This is a genomic window from Methanosarcina sediminis, from assembly GCF_052056915.1.
Lineage (GTDB): Archaea > Halobacteriota > Methanosarcinia > Methanosarcinales > Methanosarcinaceae > MTP4.
Genome location: NZ_CP195119.1, coordinates 2,261,001 through 2,277,360, shown reverse-complemented (window position 1 = coordinate 2,277,360; position 16,360 = coordinate 2,261,001). Strand labels below are relative to the sequence as shown.

Annotated in this window: 14 protein-coding genes and 2 tRNA genes; 3 read left to right on the top strand and 13 right to left on the bottom strand. The window is 47.8% G+C overall.

From position 1 onward, the window contains the following. Positions 1-49 precede the first annotated feature (49 nt). Positions 50-718 (top strand): triose-phosphate isomerase, encoded by a 669-nt coding sequence (gene tpiA / locus ACSAZK_RS09765; RefSeq protein ID WP_440953973.1) that lies wholly within the window; start codon positions 50-52, stop codon positions 716-718. 127 nt (positions 719-845) lie between these two features. Here tpiA and ACSAZK_RS09760 read toward each other — a convergent pair whose 3' ends face one another. From ACSAZK_RS09760 to ACSAZK_RS09715, 10 genes are all read right to left on the bottom strand, one after another. Further along, positions 846-1,733: an ABC transporter ATP-binding protein gene (locus ACSAZK_RS09760; RefSeq protein ID WP_440953972.1), complete on the bottom strand. Its 888-nt coding sequence runs from the start codon at positions 1,731-1,733 to the stop codon at positions 846-848. After that, positions 1,730-2,800 (bottom strand): FecCD family ABC transporter permease, encoded by a 1,071-nt coding sequence (locus ACSAZK_RS09755; protein WP_440953971.1) that lies wholly within the window; start codon positions 2,798-2,800, stop codon positions 1,730-1,732. Before ACSAZK_RS09755 ends, ACSAZK_RS09760 begins: the two co-directional genes overlap by 4 nt. A gap of 6 nt (positions 2,801-2,806) precedes the next feature. Next, the gene (locus ACSAZK_RS09750; protein ID WP_440953970.1) at positions 2,807-3,982 is read right to left on the bottom strand and encodes an ABC transporter substrate-binding protein; all 1,176 of its coding nucleotides are present in this window, start codon (positions 3,980-3,982) and stop codon (positions 2,807-2,809) included. A gap of 459 nt (positions 3,983-4,441) precedes the next feature. Beyond that, positions 4,442-5,473, bottom strand: coding sequence for a methyltransferase family protein (locus ACSAZK_RS09745; protein WP_440953969.1), 1,032 nt, complete (start codon positions 5,471-5,473; stop codon positions 4,442-4,444). Positions 5,474-5,659: 186 nt separating this feature from the next. Then, positions 5,660-7,201 carry a HEAT repeat domain-containing protein gene (locus ACSAZK_RS09740; RefSeq protein WP_440953968.1) on the bottom strand — a complete coding sequence of 514 codons (1,542 nt, stop codon included), beginning with the start codon at positions 7,199-7,201 and terminating at the stop codon, positions 5,660-5,662. 62 nt (positions 7,202-7,263) lie between these two features. Continuing rightward, a complete protein-coding gene (locus ACSAZK_RS09735; RefSeq protein ID WP_440953967.1) occupies positions 7,264-8,703 on the bottom strand; it encodes a prephenate dehydrogenase in 1,440 nt (479 codons plus the stop codon). After that, positions 8,700-9,539 carry a shikimate dehydrogenase gene (locus ACSAZK_RS09730; RefSeq protein WP_440953966.1) on the bottom strand — a complete coding sequence of 280 codons (840 nt, stop codon included), beginning with the start codon at positions 9,537-9,539 and terminating at the stop codon, positions 8,700-8,702. Before ACSAZK_RS09730 ends, ACSAZK_RS09735 begins: the two co-directional genes overlap by 4 nt. Next, positions 9,536-10,282, bottom strand: coding sequence for a type I 3-dehydroquinate dehydratase (aroD, locus tag ACSAZK_RS09725; RefSeq protein WP_440953965.1), 747 nt, complete (start codon positions 10,280-10,282; stop codon positions 9,536-9,538). Before aroD ends, ACSAZK_RS09730 begins: the two co-directional genes overlap by 4 nt. 81 nt (positions 10,283-10,363) lie before the next feature. Beyond that, complete coding sequence (locus tag ACSAZK_RS09720; RefSeq protein WP_440953964.1) at positions 10,364-11,506, bottom strand: 3-dehydroquinate synthase II; 1,143 nt, start codon at positions 11,504-11,506, stop codon at positions 10,364-10,366. Between the two features lie 106 nt (positions 11,507-11,612). Beyond that, positions 11,613-12,410, bottom strand: coding sequence for a 2-amino-3,7-dideoxy-D-threo-hept-6-ulosonate synthase (locus tag ACSAZK_RS09715; protein WP_440953963.1), 798 nt, complete (start codon positions 12,408-12,410; stop codon positions 11,613-11,615). Between the two features lie 703 nt (positions 12,411-13,113). On the opposite strand from ACSAZK_RS09715, the gene ACSAZK_RS09710 reads away from it, so the two are divergent. Further along, positions 13,114-13,683, top strand: a complete 570-nt coding sequence (locus ACSAZK_RS09710; protein WP_440953962.1) for a GMP synthase subunit A — start codon at positions 13,114-13,116, stop codon at positions 13,681-13,683. Positions 13,684-13,751: 68 nt separating this feature from the next. Here ACSAZK_RS09710 and ACSAZK_RS09705 read toward each other — a convergent pair whose 3' ends face one another. The 3 genes from ACSAZK_RS09705 to ACSAZK_RS09695 all read right to left on the bottom strand — a co-directional run bounded on the left by ACSAZK_RS09705 (position 13,752) and on the right by ACSAZK_RS09695 (position 15,884). Beyond that, complete coding sequence (locus ACSAZK_RS09705) at positions 13,752-15,074, bottom strand: signal recognition particle protein Srp54 (RefSeq protein WP_440953961.1); 1,323 nt, start codon at positions 15,072-15,074, stop codon at positions 13,752-13,754. Between the two features lie 352 nt (positions 15,075-15,426). Beyond that, a tRNA-Met gene (locus ACSAZK_RS09700) sits at positions 15,427-15,501 on the bottom strand. Between the two features lie 308 nt (positions 15,502-15,809). Continuing rightward, positions 15,810-15,884 (bottom strand) — tRNA-Met (locus tag ACSAZK_RS09695). A 246-nt stretch (positions 15,885-16,130) separates the two neighbouring features. On the opposite strand from ACSAZK_RS09695, the gene ACSAZK_RS09690 reads away from it, so the two are divergent. After that, positions 16,131-16,322, top strand: a complete 192-nt coding sequence (locus ACSAZK_RS09690) for a hypothetical protein (RefSeq protein WP_440953960.1) — start codon at positions 16,131-16,133, stop codon at positions 16,320-16,322. The last annotated feature ends 38 nt before the right edge of the window (positions 16,323-16,360 follow it).

Sequence of the window (16,360 nt, the reverse complement as noted above, 5' to 3'; positions counted from 1 at the left end):
ACGCTTTTTCTTTTTCATTTTCTGTTCATTTTTAAGGAGGGGATATTCCTTGGGTTCTCCATTCATCTTACTGAATTACAAAACCTACCTTCAGGGTACAGGCCAGGGTGCAGTTGAAATTGCAAAAGCCTGCAGGGCCGTGTCCGAAGAATCAGGCATTGAAATAGCAGTAGCTCCCCAGCTTCCGGATATATACAGGGTAGCCTCGGAAGTTGAGCTTCCGGTCTTTTCCCAGCATCTGGACGGAATCGGGGCAGGGAGCTTTACGGGGCATGTTTTCGGGAACTGCATAAAAGAAGCAGGAGCTGTCGGCACTCTTATCAACCACTCCGAGCGCCGCCTTACCCTTGCGGAAATCGAAGCCTCCCTGAGGGCAGCAAAAGAGGCCGGGCTCCGGACCGTCATCTGCACCAATAACGTCCCTACCACAGCCGCAGCCGCAGTCCTCGAACCGGATTACGTTGCAATCGAGCCCCCCGAACTAATCGGGACCGGGATTCCCGTTTCAAAAGCCGACCCTGAAGTTGTGAGCGGCTCTGTTGAAGCTGTGGCTGCCCTTAAGCCCGGGGTAAAAGTACTCTGCGGCGCTGGAATCTCAAAAGGAGAGGACCTCAAAGCAGCCCTTGACCTTGGTTCCGTAGGTGTGCTCCTGGCATCCGGGATTGTGAAAGCAAAAGACCCGAAGGCTGCACTGGAAGACCTGATCAGCCTGGTCTGAGTTTTTTATCTTCCTGGTTTTCGGCTCTCAGTATTATTCTTGCCAGGGGAACGGATGAGCGGTTTTACAGCCCTCTCATCCTCAATTTTAATTAGCAGCAAGGGCTAGATAATTTTTGACACAATTTTCAAATAGCAGGGATAATCATCTTTTTCCCTTTATGTTCCAGAACATCTACGTGTATTCCGTATGCTTCCTCTATTTTTTCAGGAGTCATTACCGCTTCAGGCGCTCCCGAGACTACTATATTCTCTACCGAAAAGGTAGTTTCTCCCTCTTTTTCGGATGAAGCATTGAAAGCAGACCTGCCTGAACCGGAAAATTTCCCTTTTCCCGTGTCCTCCAGTTTTCTCAGCAAAATGATTTCGTCCGAAAACAAAAGGGCGTGGTTGGGTTCATGCAGGGTCATAAGCACGGTAATGTGTCTGGTCCTGGAAAGGTTGATGATGGTTTTCAGGACATGTATCTGGTTTTTCAGGTCAAGGAAAGAGGTCGGCTCGTCAAGCAGAAGAAAGTCCGGCTCCTGTGCAAGGGCTTTTGCAATCATAACCAGCTGCCTTTCTCCCCCGCTGAGCTGGGTGTAGGATTTCTGTGCAAAATGTGCTATCCCCATGAATTCCAGGACCTCGTAGGCTTTTTCAATATCTTTTTTTCCGGGGGTTGAAAACATGGGAATATGGGGCATACGGCCTGTGAGCACAACGTCCAGCACTGAGAAGGGAAAAGAAGATTTGTGCAGCTGGGATACGTGGCCTAAAATTTTTGCAAGCTCCTGGTTTGCAACCCCTTCCAGATTCCGGCCGTCGATGTACACGGTCCCTTCATTCTGCCTGAGAAAGCCGTTTATGATCTTGAGGAGGGTTGTCTTTCCGCAGCCGTTAGGGCCTACAAGGGTAACTACCGATCCCTTTTTTATTGAAAAGTTGATCCTGTTCAATACAAGATCCTTTTCATAGCTTAAGCTTATGTCCCGTATGGAGATGCCTTCTTTTTCCCGGAAAATATCTTCAGTCATTCCCAGCCTCCTGCTTTCGTGCTTCTCAGAAGATAGAGGAAAAAGGGTGCTCCGACGAGTGTGGTAATGATTCCTACCGGAATTTCAAAGCTGAATGCAGATCTTGCCACGTCGTCTACCAGCACCAGGAAAGTGGCTCCGAAGGTTATTGACAGGGGTATGAGTTTCTTATGGTCCGGTCCGAAAATCATTCTCAGCATGTGGGGGACGATCAGGCCTGCAAGCCCGATTATGCCTGCAACAGCTACAGCTGCCGATGCGGCAAGGGATGAAGCTATTATAAATACCGCTTTGTACCGTTCGACGTTCATTCCCACGGCTTTTGCCTCTTCTTCCCCGAGGGCCAGAACATTCAGTTTCCAGCGCAAAAGAAAGATGACCAGGCAGCCGGCTGCAACAAGCGGGAATGAGTCAAAAAACTTGGACCAGCAGGCGGTGTTCAGGCAGCCCATATTCCAGTAGACGATGCTCTGCAGGGCTTTTTCATCGACCGTAAACTGAATTATGGCTAGCAGCGCTCCGAAAATGGATGACGTAATTACTCCTGCAAGCACAAGGGCTACAGTTGAAGTCTGTCCTCCGGTCCGAGCCGTTATGTAAGAAAATCCGAGTGCGACCAGGCTGAAGATAAAAGCCCCTACCTGGACGGGGATTTTCGGGATAATGGCTATTGAAAGTGCTGCCCCGAAAGCTGCTCCCGAAGAGAGCCCCAGGATGTAAGGACTTACCAGGGGGTTTCTAAAAATACCCTGGAATGTGGCTCCGGCTGTTGAAAGAGCTGCCCCTACCATCATGGCAAGGAGAACTCTCGGGAACCGGATATTGAAGACTACCGTATCATAAACCGACGGATAGCTGTATTCATATGCTGTAAAATGGGCCAGAATCACTCTGATTATTTCCGTGGGGCTTAAAGGATAGTTCCCGAGGAACATCGAGAAGAAGAACACAGGTACCGGGAGGAGTAAAAATATTAAAAGTGCCAGATTTCTCCATTCTAAAAAGGAGGGGATTTCCGGCCCCCAGGCCGGGTACCCATGGTCTTTTTCAGTTTCCGAGAGCGTCATGGTCGATCATGTCTCTGACGCAGGTTCGAGTCCCGGATAGTGGATGCCATATACGTCAACATAGAACCTGTCCGTTTCTTCCGTGAGGTTGAGGTCTGCGAACCTGTCCGGGTGAAGGTCCTTTGCGACGTGCATCATTGCAAGGGGCAGCCTCGGGGAATGGAAGTCGTAGACAAAGGGGTCGGAGATTTCATACACTCTTCCGCTTTTGACCGCTTCTATTTCCTGCCAGTCCGCAAAGTTCACGCCATCAATGGTCCTGCCTTCGATAATATCTTCCGGATTGAGGTTTTCATTGTACCACATGTATATGACCTCCGGATTCAATTCCAGGAGGGTCTCGAGGTTCAGGACAGGATGTTCTATATTCTCCGTGCTTTCTTTCTGGTTATTCAGGACGTTTGCCCCGCCTGCCTTCTCCATGAGTTCATTTGCGGTACTTTCCGGGCTGGCAGTGCCGTAGATGTCTCCCCACATCCAGTACACCGTTGGCTTCTCTTCGGGAGCAAGCTGACATGTCACATAAGTTACCTTTTCCATGCTTTCGTTCATGACCCTGAGGACTTCTACTCCTTGCTCCTCTTTGCCTGTGAGCTTGCTGAAGGTATCTAGCTGTCTTTGCAGGTCGTCCAGGCTGTCTATCGATACCCCGTAGACCGGTACTCCGAGAATTTCTTCTTTTGCTCTTATGGCACTTTCATCCCAGTCTGCTGTCCAGAGGAATATGAGCTCAGGGTTCACGCTTGCCATGATTTCGTCGGTAGGCTGGGTATTTCCTTCCGAAAGCCTTTTTTTGTCATAGTTAGGGTCAATTGCCCTGAAGAAAGGAGCTTTCTCCTCTTCCTGCCATACAGCCCCAATTCCCACAATGTTATCGGCTCCTCCGGCAGCATACATTGAGTTCATGGCGTTTTCGACCAGGAAAACCGTTCTTTCACAGGGGAAGGGAACCGTGATTTCTCTACCCATGTCGTCAGTAATGGTTATCGTTTCTATATCAGAATCTTCATCAATATCCGTATCGAGATCTGCATTAGAATCTGTTTCTGAATCTATATCCGAATCTATATTATAGCTGCTCTTTCCGTCCTCTCCTTCTGCTGAATTATCCACACAACCGCTTAAAACTACTGAGGCCATGAATATGAGGGCTATGAAGAGGACTTTTATTTTCGTATTCACTACTTTCACCTTTTTTGCTGCTTGTGTATTTCCTCACTTATCCGCAGCTTTCTTTGTTATTGTAATTGCATAAATTAATGAAAAATCATATCTAAAAGTAATTAAGTAATATTAATTTCTAAAATAAAGGAAAATAAATGAATTAAATAACACTTTTATTGGAAAAATAACAATTAAACTTATTTAAATCTGGTGCAATTCATTAAAATAAATAAATTTATATCTGTTTCAGATCCTATTGTTTATTTCCTATTCTTTGTTTCCATCGGCTGCTTACATTTTCCAGCATTATTTCAGCGCTATTTCAGTGATATTTCAGCATCTTTCCCGATCGTTATCTTCACTTGCAGTTTTAAAAGAAGCGGACACTTTTTCATGCGGCTTGCCGGTTGATACGGTTAAAAAACAGTTTTTTTTCTTTTTGAACTACGTTCATTTCCCCAGGGCAGTAAACGTTCTTCAGGTTTTTTTCCTTGCAATTACCATTCTCATCGGGAGGTTAGTTCCCATGGAAATGTCAAGAACCTGTTCTCCTGAAAGCCCTACTTTATTGAAAAGCTCGAAAAGCGCGGCATTGGTCATGAGGTGCAACTGCCTGTGCCCCGTGACTTTTTCTCGGAGGTCGAGGGTGAGGGTGGGAAGAGGGGAGGTCCCGGAGTCGTCCAGGGTGAAGAGCTGGGTAATAAAAAGTCCTTCCGGCTTCAGGGCTTCGGCAGTCTTCTGGTATAGGATTTTTGCTTCTTTGGGCCCCCCTTCCAGGGAAAGGGCTTCAAAGACGATGTCATATCCGGTCCCAAAGTCCTCATGAAGATAGTCCCCGGAGAGGACTTTGACCCTTTCCTGAACACCGTATTTTTCGATATACTCCTGGGTGAGTCCGGTGATTTCAGGACGGTCATACACAAAAGCCTCAAGGTGGGGGTTTTCCTGGGCAAAGCCAATGGCAAAAAGCCCGTGTCCTCCCCCAAGGTCAATCAGCCGTCTGGCTCTTTTAAACTCGGGGAGGCTGGAGACCAGTTTGAGGGTTTTTTGCAACCTCCTATGCATACAGTCCCTTGCAGTCCACTCAAGGGACTCCCGGGTATAGGCAAATTTTTCTTTTTCCGGTTTTAGGAGAGTTCCCTCAACAAGTACTTCTTTCAGATTCATCCAGGTTTTACGTTCTCTTAAAGCGGATTTCAGATAAAGAGAAAAATAAGGTTCGTCCTCAACAAGAAAGGGCACAAGTTCAGGAGCTGTCTGGTAGTATCCCCCTTTTTTGCAGAGCAAATTCATCGCTGTCAGGCTGTCCATAAATCGGGCCGTGATTTCCGGATTAAGCCCCATTTCCCGTATAAGGGCTTCTGAAGTCATCGGCTTTTTTAGTTTTGTAAACATGCCCAGTTCAAAAGCAGTAAACAGGATCTGGGATCTTTCAAATCCCATCGTAATTTCCCTGAGAAATTCCCCCATGTATTTGACCGGCGGGTTAAGGTCAATTAGTCTGGCCATACTTGCTTATTATCTTTCTCCAATAATTTAATATTTTGTGCATAGTTATTTATAAATAATTCTTACATTTTAGCGTATTTTTTGTATATTTGTGATTATTTACAACTGGGAAGCTTCTTGAGAAAGTGATAAATGAAAAATGCGGTTTTTTTTAACCGCATTGGTTTTTTAACCGCATTTTTAGAGCTACTGATACGCATGTATCAGAGGCTCAACAGCTCTCTCGTCCCCGATTTCAATCAATAGCAGGGCTGCTTCGGTTTTCAGATCCTCATTCTCTCCCGAGAGGCATTCGATCAGTGGTTCCACTGCCGCTTCTCCCATGCCTGCAAGGGCATCTCTGGCAGGACTTTCGAATTTCTCATCATCCAGCCTTACGATAAGGGTTTCTGCAGCTTTTTTATCCTCTATTTTCCCGAGGGTTTGAATGACTTCGGTTTTAATGTTCAAAGGCGTTTCTGCGTCGTTAAGTACTCCTGAAAGGGTATCAACTACTTCCGGATCTCCTATTTTCCCCAGGGCTGCGACTGCTGCTTTTCTAACTTCCTGATCTTCTTCTTCATCTAGAAGTACGTCGATAAGTGTCTCTGTGGCTTCCTTACTTCCGATTTCTCCCAGGGCCAGGACGGCACTTTTTCGGACTTCCGGTTTTGTATTCAGAGCACTCTTTAGCCTTCCGTCTTCGGCTTTTCCGCTTTCAAGGACTTCTATCAGTGGTTCCACTGCCGTTTCGTCTCCGACCATTCCCAGGGCAAGGGCTGCACTGCTCCTTACATCCACTTTCCCTTCCCTGAGCCTCTCACTCAGGTAGGGTACGGCTTCTTCAGATCCTATTTTCCCAAGAGAGATTGCAGCACTGCTCCTGACCTGCTCCTCTTCACTTGCTTTCATTTCTTTCAGCAGCACTTCTACTGCACGGTCACTTCCTATTTTTCCGAGGGCAAAGGCTGCACTTTTTCTGACAAGTGGATAATCCCGTTTCAGGATCTGGTTAATGGGTTCGACTGCAGCTTCTTCTCCTCCTTCCCCAAGGGCCATTATAGCTGCCAGTCTTATGTTTCCGTCTCCGCTTTTAAGAGCCCTTAAAAGTTTCTCGGTTTCATTTCCTGGTTCCTGGGCTCCGGATTCCGAAAGGGCGATAGAAACATAAGCATTGTAGTCCTGTTCTTCGGAGGTCAGGGCCTCTTCAAGCTCATCGGTTTTTTCCCCGTAATCGATATTAAGGGAACTGGCAATGTGCTTTCTCAGGGCTTTATCCTTTGCCTCTGTGGCCTGCAGCATATCTTCCGAAATTTCTCCACGTTCATCTTCTTCAGCCATACTGCTGACTGCCTTCCATCCAGCCTCTTTTTCTTGAAGGCTCCTCAAAAGGACATCTTCTGCTCTTTTGTCGCCGGTTTCAAGGAGTGCGAGAAGCATGTAATTGTTTATTTCCCCCGGTCCTGCAGCTTTGTTTTCAATTTTTTCAATAAGGGCATCGGCTGCAGGCTGCCCCATCTGTCCCAGCTCGGCTGCGGCGTCCAGTTGGCTTTCATGGCTGCCGGTTTCCAGCCTGCTTATGAGATTTACAATCGGACCTTCGTTTGAAACATTAGTTCCTGTCTGGTTGTATATTTCGTTTGCACTTCCCTCCGCAAACTTATCCCCATCTGAAAAAAATGAAACAGAGATAAAGAGGGTGAGAAGGGCAAACATAAGATAAATTATCCATCTATCTTCAGGCATCATACCCCTCTTCTTTACTGTTTATATTGATTTATTCCTTTAAAGATGTAAGGGGTCAGTTCCTTTTATTTTTTGGGCTTCAGGTTTTTCTCCCTGATCAGGCAGCCCAGTCCACGCAGCCGTTCCGTGGTCTCTTTTTCTACTTCATCGGCATTGCAATCACCAAAAATAGTTATCCTGTAGGTCACGCCGGTTCTTTCCGTTCCCTGTCCTTCTTTTTCTATTTCCGCTTCCCTGGTCCCGGTATAGATGTCGCTTATTTCGCAAACTGCCAGGTGCTCGTTCGTGCAAATCGCGTCCAGGATGATTTCCGGTTTTGCTCCTGCGGGGATGAGGACTGCAATGTCCCTTACCGTGTGTTCCAGGTTTTCTTTTCTCCATTCCCGAAGTTCCGTTTCGGAAAGGAGGCGAAGATTTTCAAGTTTGAGCCGGATGTATTTGTTTTTGATCTGCGGGGAAGTTCCTTTTGAAACCAGTTTTGAGAGGAGCACTTCGTCAGGCCTTACTTTTTCGAGCAGGCCTACATGGGTTTTTCCGGAGTAAACATGGTAAAAGCCGCAGACTTTTCCGATGGAGTTCAGGACCATCTCGTATTCCGCTATCCGGGAGTTGATCAGCTTGTCTGACCTGCGAAGGGCATGAGAGGTGTCCCCGTATTTCAGGGCTGCGGATTTCATTTTCCTGACAAAGCCTTCTTCGTCGTGTTCCCTTACCATTTCCGAAAGGTTTTTGCATTCCGCCAGGAACGCGTCGTGCACCTCGATCACACTCGGGTTTTCCATCTGGATCAGGGCGTAGAGGTAAGGGTTCTGGCCCAGGATCCTGCCCACGAAGTCCAGCATGATGTCGTAGACGGGACTGACGAATTTCCTGGACTTCCTGACATCGAAATCAAGCCTGTCAATGGTTGTCCCGATACTGATGTAGGCAAAATGGGTGAGCCCCTGCACTACGGAGACCAGCCGGTCGTGTTCGGCTGCCGTTGTGACCTCCACGTGGGCTCCGCCTTCTTCAAAGAGTTCCCTGATGACCGGGAACCATTTCTCCGAGCGCCCTTCTATCGGCACCAGGATAACGGTCTGTCCTCTGAGGCTCGGGATTGTCGGCCCGAACATAGGGTGAGTCCCCAGGATTTCAACACCCGGGGGAGCGAATTTCTTCATGGCTTCCACGGGCTTTACCTTTGTGGAAGTAAAGTCCATCAGGAGGCTTCCCGCTTTCATTTTCGGGGCGGTTTCAGCAATCGTTTCTTCCGTTACGTTGATTGGCACGGAAACGATCACGATATCGCTTTCGGAAATTGCGGAATCCAGGTCAGTTGCAAAAGGCACTCCCAGTTTTCTGGCAATTTCCACCTTGCCCCCTTTGCCCCAGACAGTAAGTTCGTACCCCCTTTCCCCGAAAAAGCGGGTAAACCACTGTCCCATTTCCCCTGTCCCGCCGAGGATCAGGATCTTTGTTTTTTCCGGTGTTTTTTCCGGTTTTACTTCCTGCTCCCGTTTCAAACCTTCAGAGCCTCCATGACCGTCTTTTTCATAAGTTCCACCGGCGGTTCCGTTCCTGTCCAGAGCCTGAAAGCCTCAGCACCCTGGTACACGAGCATCAGGGCTCCACTAACGGTTTTTGCTCCGGCGGCTTTTGCGTCCTTCAGGAGCTTTGTCTCCAGGGGGTTGTAAACGATATCAAAAACTGTAAGGTCCGGATGGAGGTCTTCTGCTTCCGCGATGCTCGCATCCCTGTGGGGGTGCATCCCGAGGGTTGTGGTGTTAATCAGGATATCTGTTTCCCGGATGAGGGTTCCCAGCTCATGCAGCCCCGTGCCTTTGACTTTTCCCGGAAGTTTCGCTGCAGAGATGTCCTCTGCAAGTTCAACTGCCCTGGTTTCGGTTCGGTTTGCGATTAGGACTTCTGCTCCGTCGGCTGCAAGCTGGAAGGCTATGGCCCTTGCTGCGCCCCCCGCTCCTGCGATCAATACTTTAGACCCCTCCATTTCCACTGCAAATTCCAGGAGTGCCTGTCTGGCCCCGAGCCCGTCGGTGTTGTAGCCCAGGATTTCCCCGTCCCTGAACACTATTGTGTTCAAGGCTCCTATTTCCACTGCAAGGGGGTCCGGTTTGACGCAGTCCAGTTTCAGAGCTGCCTCTTTCAGGGGCACGGTCAGGTTGAGACCTCCGAAACCCATGGCTTCGGCCCCGAAGATGGCATTTTCCAGCTTTTCCGGCTTCACCCTGAAGGCATGGTAAATGCAGTCCATTCCGAGAGCGGAAAAGGCGGCGTTGTGCATGGCAGGGGAAAGGGAATGTCCGATAGGGTCTCCGAATACGCCGAATACCTTTTTCATCCGAGCAGCTCCATCATCTTCTTTACTTCATTTGCCTGCAGCTGTCCCGGGGCTGCGCTGCTTTCCACGGAGGCGTAACTGAGGACCGAACCATAGAGGGGGGCAATTACTCTTGTGTGTTTCCCGAGCTTTCCCATTGCAATTGTACACACAGGCCTCCTTGCTTCCCTGGCGCTCAGGGTAAGCCGGAGCAGGTCAAGTATGTCCTGCAGGGACCCGGGCATGACTGCCAGTTTGGCAATATCTGCCCCTGCCCGGAATGCCTCTTCAATGATTTTTTCCATTTCCTGAAAAGAAGGGGTTTCTGAGAAGTTGTGAAAGGAAACGATTACGGTTTTTCCCTGCTTTTTTGCGGTGCTTATGAGCTCCGTTCTTTCCTTTTCCCCGGCCGAAAGTTCGATATCTACGGCATCCACAGCATCTACGCTGCCTTCCCTTAAAAAAGAGGGAAGAAGTTCTTTCAGGATTTCAACTCTTTCTTTTTCGCTTCCTTCCCATTTTCCTCCCTCGGCACGGGAACGGTTTGTAAGTATCAGGGGCAGGCCGGTTTCGGCTTTGATCTTTCCGATTGTTTCCACTGCAAGTCCGGAATTCCGGATTTCCAGGAGGTCCAGCCTTATCTCCAGGACATCGGCTCCCATTTCAGCTGCCTTCCTGGAATTCTCGAAAGGGGAGAGGCTATCATTGATTACCGCTACAACTGCGGCTTTTTTTTCCAGATCGAAGTTTCCTATGCGTGTCATGGATAAATCTTGAATTATGGGTAATACGGCTTCCGGGGATCGAAATGATTTAAGAACGGGATGATTTGAGAACCGGAATTTTTACTTTTCAATAATCGTTTCTTTGATTTTCTTCCCGAAATGTCTGGCTCCTTCTTCCAGGCGGACCAGGACTTCATCGCCTTCTTTAAGTTTGGCAACGGAAATCGGGGTCCCGTTCTTTCCGACCAGCTTGATGGTCTCGGCATTTTGCAGGATTGCGCTCAGGGTCCTGTCCTTTGCTTTTGCTTCTATAAGCATCATGGGCCGACTTTCGATCTTGACCCTGCCAACGATGCCTTCCCGCTGTTCCCCTTTCGAGTTTACAATGGTCACAGGGTCTCCTGCCCTGAGTTCCGAGAGGTAGCGGGTCTTTTCCCCGATCTTAAGGTAGGAATGGACGGCACCCGCGTTTACCCTGAAGGGCCGGGCTGCCACGTAAGGGCTGTCTTCGGATTCGGAGTTTACCAGGAACATCCCGCTTGCCTGGGAGCCTATGAGCATTCCTTCTCCCGGATGCATCAGGTTGCAGGTGTCCACGCAGACCCTGTCTCCCATCCCGAGAGGCTCGACTTTTGTTATAGTTGCGGGTTCAAGTTCGGCGCTTCCGCTTTCTATTTCCCTTGCGGCTTTAACTGTCTCTTTGATCTCATTCGGATCCCCGCTGTCCAGGAGGACGCCATCTGCCCCGCTTTCAAGGGTCTGGAAAGCGAGTCTTGCTTCTTCTGCACTTTTTACCCCGAAAATGATTTTTACTTTCTGCTGCTGAAGGTCGGCGATAAGGTTTTCGAGAGGGATTACCTTCCAGTCGGTGCCCGTGACGAGCAGGTAGTCGCAGACCTTCCCGAGTTCGGTTGCAAAGTGCTCGTAGTGCTTGTCCTTTATCAGCACGTATCCCCCCACAGTGAGCCCTTTATCCGTTAGCAGGGTTGCTGCGTTTACATCAAAAGAACCCTGAATTTCTGATGGAAGGGGTTTTGACCCGTCGCCTTCCCCCCCCTTTCCTACGACAACGACGTCAGCTCCGGTTTTTCCATCGCGAGCAAAGGCTGCGACCTGGATGTTTCCAAGTTCCCGGACTTTATCCACGTCGCTTCCGTTTACGAGTACGCAGTCGGCTCCTGATTCCAGGCCGGTCGTTATCCTATCCTTCTGCTCTTCCCATCCGCCTTCATCGGCTTTTATCCAGACACTTTTCTTCTGCAAAAGTTTCAACCCCGGTCTTTTTTCCTGTTTTTCTTCTTTGTTTCTTCTCTGTTTTTTCCCGTTTTTCATTTTCGGGTTTTGTAAGCTTCATTTCGTTAAGTCTATTTCATTTCAGTTGTTCCAGGGCTTCTTCAACCGGTCTTCTCCCGTGTACGATCTCGCTAATCGCCCGGGTAATCCTGATAGGGTCCTTATGCTGGAAGACATTTCTCCCGATTGCAACCCCGCGAGCACCTGCTTCCATTGCCCCATCGATCATTTCAAGGAATTCCTTATCTGTTGAGGTTTTTGGGCCTCCGGCAATTACCACCGGTATAGGGCAGCCCCGGACTACGTTCCTGAAACTGTCTATGTCTCCAGTGTACACGGTCTTTATCAGGTCTGCTCCCAGTTCGGCCCCTATTCGGGCTGCATGGGCCACATTTTCAGGGTCATGTGGGTTTGTTACCTTTTTACCCCTGGGGTACATCATGGCAAGAAGGGGAATTCCCCACTCTTCACAGTCTCTTGAAATAGTTCCCAGCTGTTCTAGCTGGTCTGTTTCGGTTTCGGACCCTATGTTGACGTGCATGGAAACGGCGTCTGCTCCCATTTTCATAACTTCTTCCACGGTGCAGACCTGGACCTTGGCGTTCGGGTCCGGGCTCAGGGCAGAAGATGCACTGATGTGGACAATTAGCCCAATGTCATGCCCGTATCCCCTATGTCCGTACCTTACCATGCCCTTCTGCATGAGGACGGCGTTGGCTCCCCCTTCCGCCACCTTATTTACAGTGTCAGTTACGTTGATTAGTCCCTCTATAGGCCCGTCGGAGATCCCATGGTCCATGGGAATGATGACCATGTTTCTGCTCTCCCGGTTCATCAGCCTTTCTATGCGTATCTTTTTGCCAATTTCGGACATTATGATCCCCCTTTAGGTGTGGGATTTTTTTCTTCATGTATCAAACTTTTTTAATTCAACGATTTAATTCAACGATTTAATTCAACGATTTAATTCAATGATTTTAATTCAACGATTTAATTCAATGATTTAATTCAATGATTTAATTCAACGATTTAATTCAACGATTTAATTCAATGAAATATTTTCGTCAAAGGGTTGCTTTCGGTTTTCACAGGGTGTTTGATTTTTCGTCATCCTCTTCCCTATTGAAAAAAATTGGTTCCGGAAAATCCTCTGTGCTACTATGTCACATACTAACACAATCCATGTATTTATAGTTATGCCAGAAAGATGCCTGATATGGAGAGCTCTTTTGTGTGATACATGTGATAGATCTCTACACAATGAACATTCTTGAACCTTTCTGTACAATTATGCGCCTTCACATCCCCTTCCACATCATCTCTTTATTTTAACTGATTATGTCAAATCTATAATTGGCTGCACGTGACTCTGCAAACAAAAGATCCTTCAGGATTTGGAAGAAGCTGATAACAAAAGATCTTTCAGGATTTGGAAGAAGCTGATTTCCAAAGGTCGGACAAACCCTGAAATCGGATGAAAGGGATACGAGATTTAAAATAGGAGAACATAGGCTAATAAAGTAAACTCAGAGCTCAAGAACCAGTTAGAATCAGTAAAACATGACATGGAAGGAAACATGAGAGAATTGAAAATCCTTGTTGTAAACAACTACGGGCAGTTCTGCCACCTCATCCACAGGGCTGTCCGAGACCTTGATATGGACACCAGGATCATCCCAAACACGACCCCGATCGAGGACATCCTTGCTGAAGAGCCAGACGGCCTGATCCTGAGCGGCGGGCCGGAAATGGACCGGGCAGGCTCATGCTTTGACTATGTAAAAGAAATCGACCTCCCTATCCTGGGGATCTGTCTTGGGCACCAGGCAATTGCCCTTTCCTATGGAGGTTCCGTCAGTTCCGGAAAAAAAGGCGGGTATGCAGAGATAGAAATAGAAGTTATCGAGGAAGACGATATACTCAGGGGCATTGGTCCCAGAACCACCGTCTGGGCATCCCATGCCGACGAGGTTTCCGTTCTCCCCGAGGGTTTTATTCACCTTGCCCGTTCCGATATTTGTGACATTGAGGCTATGCGCCACCCCACAAAACCGATCTACGGTGTCCAGTGGCACCCTGAAGTTTCGCATACGGAAAAAGGCGAAGAACTGCTAATGAATTTCTTTGAGGTTTGTGAGCAGTACTGATTTTTTCCCTGCTCATTTTACCGAACTTTTTCACCGGACCTTTCCTTTAAAAACAGGTTTCGGGATGTTTACATCCCGAGCTTCTTTTTCATCATTTTCTGGATATTGAATTTTCCGCCTCTGAACCCTTTCAGGGCTGTCTGCATGGTCTTGTGGTACTTAAGAAGTTCCCTGACTTCCTCCGGGCCGCAGCCGGAACCCCTTGAAATCCTTTTGATCCTGGAGCTGCCTATCATCTTCGGGTCCTCCATTTCGTCCTCGGTCATTGAATCCATGATGATTTTGTAGTGCTTCATCTTACCGCTGGTGGCCTCGAACATGTCATCCGAGAACTTCATGCCGCCCATGCCCATGGGGAGCATTGACATGATCTGTTTCAGGGGGCCCATCTTGTTCATGGCTTCAAGCTGTTTGTACATGTCTTTCAGGGTGAAGCGGCCCTGCATCAGGGACTCGATGTCCACGTCTTCTTCCGAAAGGGTTTCCTCGGCTTTTTCCATGAGACTCTTGATATCCCCCATCCCGAGGAGGCGGGAAATGAACCTGTCGGCTTCAAACTTCTCGAAGTCTTCCGGGGTTTCCCCTACCCCTATAAATGCGATCGGGGCTTTGGTTTCGGAAACTGCAGAAAGGGCTCCACCACCTTTTGCTGTCCCGTCCAGTTTTGTAATGATAACTCCGGTGATACCTACCGAATCATTGAAGGCATGGGCTTGCTGGCTTGCCTGCTGCCCTATGGCCGCGTCCAGGACCATGAACTTGTGGTCGGGCTTTGCAACTGCATGGATCTGCTCCATCTCTTCGATCAGTTCTGCCTCAAGGGCGTGCCGGCCTGCAGTGTCCACGATTTTTATGTCGTATTTTTCCAGGTGAGTGAGCCCGTTTTTAACGATTTCGACAGCATCGGGGTTCCCGTCCTCCCCGTAGAAAGCCACGTTAAGCTTTTCGCAGAGAGTCTTCAGCTGCTGGTAAGCTCCGGGGCGGAAGGTGTCCGCAGCAATAACCGCCGGTTTGAGGCCTTTGCGCTGGAAATAGCGGGCGAGTTTTGCGGTACTCGTGGTCTTCCCGCTTCCCTGGAGTCCCACCATCATAATTGTCTGGTGCTTGAGCTGGATGTCAGCTCCCTCGCCGATGATTGCCAGCAGTTCCTGATACACGATTCGGATTACATGCTCCCTCGGGTTCATACCCGCAGGAGGGTCTTCTTTCATCGCGCGCTCCTTTATCTTCTGGGACATTCCCATGACAAGTTTTACGTTGACATCGGCCTGGAGAAGAGCCCGCTGGATATCCTTTACAACTTCGTTTACCGTGCGCTCGTCAATGCGTCCCGCACCGATAAGTTTCTTTAGCGCCCCCTGTAAGGAGTCTCCCAGTTTATCCATTACCATATGAAAATCGTCCTGCCTGGTTTTTTGAGGATGGATGAAAAAATGTGTTTAAGTAGTTTGTTTAAGTAGTTTGTTTAAGTAGTGTATTTAAGTAGTTTGTTTAAGTAGTGTATTTATTTAGAGTAACATATTGAGTAGTATTTAGAGTAACATATTGAGTAATATGTTTGGAGAATTGTTAGAGTAGTGTGTTTAGGGTTAAGCGTTAAATGTGCGCTTTAAAGATGTCTTCACAATTCTTTTGGTCTTGTGTAAGAAAAGCAATCTTCCCTTAATAAGCTTTTGAATATCCGTTTACGGAATAGCACCGCGACTGAGAATAAAAAGCATCATAAAAAAGATTATTTGTAGATAGCGGGGGATGGATTCGAACCATCGGTCTACGGGTTATGAGCCCGTCGGGATCTCCTGGCTACCCCACCCCGCTTCTGGGTTATTAATGGGATATACTTTGAATCAGCAACCACAACATGCTGGCAATCATGTAAATAGTTTACGGTCCCTGTCCTTTTAAAGTGTATTACTAAGGTAGGTCTGCTTTAAAATTATGTCTTCACAATTTATTCTACCTTATATAAGAAGGTCAATCTTTCCTTAATAAGCTTCCGAATATCCGTTTATGAAATCATACAGTAAATAAAGCAGTGACCAATCAGTAAACAAGGCAGTGATCAATCAGAACAAATTTCATAAAAAAGTTATATAAAAAGCATCATAAAAAAGATTGTTTGTAGATAGCGGGGGATGGATTCGAACCATCGGTCTACGGGTTATGAGCCCGTCGGGATCTCCTGGCTACCCCACCCCGCTTCTGGGTTATTAATGGGATATACTTTGAATCAGCAACCACAACATACTGGCGATCACGTAAATAGTTTGCGGTCACTGCTCCTTTTTTACAGTTTTTTTGGAATTCAATCGTGAATTTTTCCTTCAGATTGCATATTTTTCCCGGGAAATGTCCAATTTTTGAGCTTTTTTTTATTTGTTTTTTATTTTTTCCTTCCTGGGATTTCCAGGGGCATCTATTTGAAATCTAAAAACCTAGATTATATTATGACTAAATGTCTGTTCTGTGGGGCTTATTGTGAAGTAAAGTGTGGGGTTTACTGCGAGGGTTATCCGGGAAGCTCGGGGAAAAAAGAGGGGGACGAGAGTTCAGATATTCTCGGATGTACCCAGATAGGTACTTCCTACATATGTGACAGTTGCCTGAAAGATCTGAAAGAGGCTCTGGGAGTTCCCTGAGGATCTCCTGGGGACCTTCTGAGGATTTGGATTTTGCC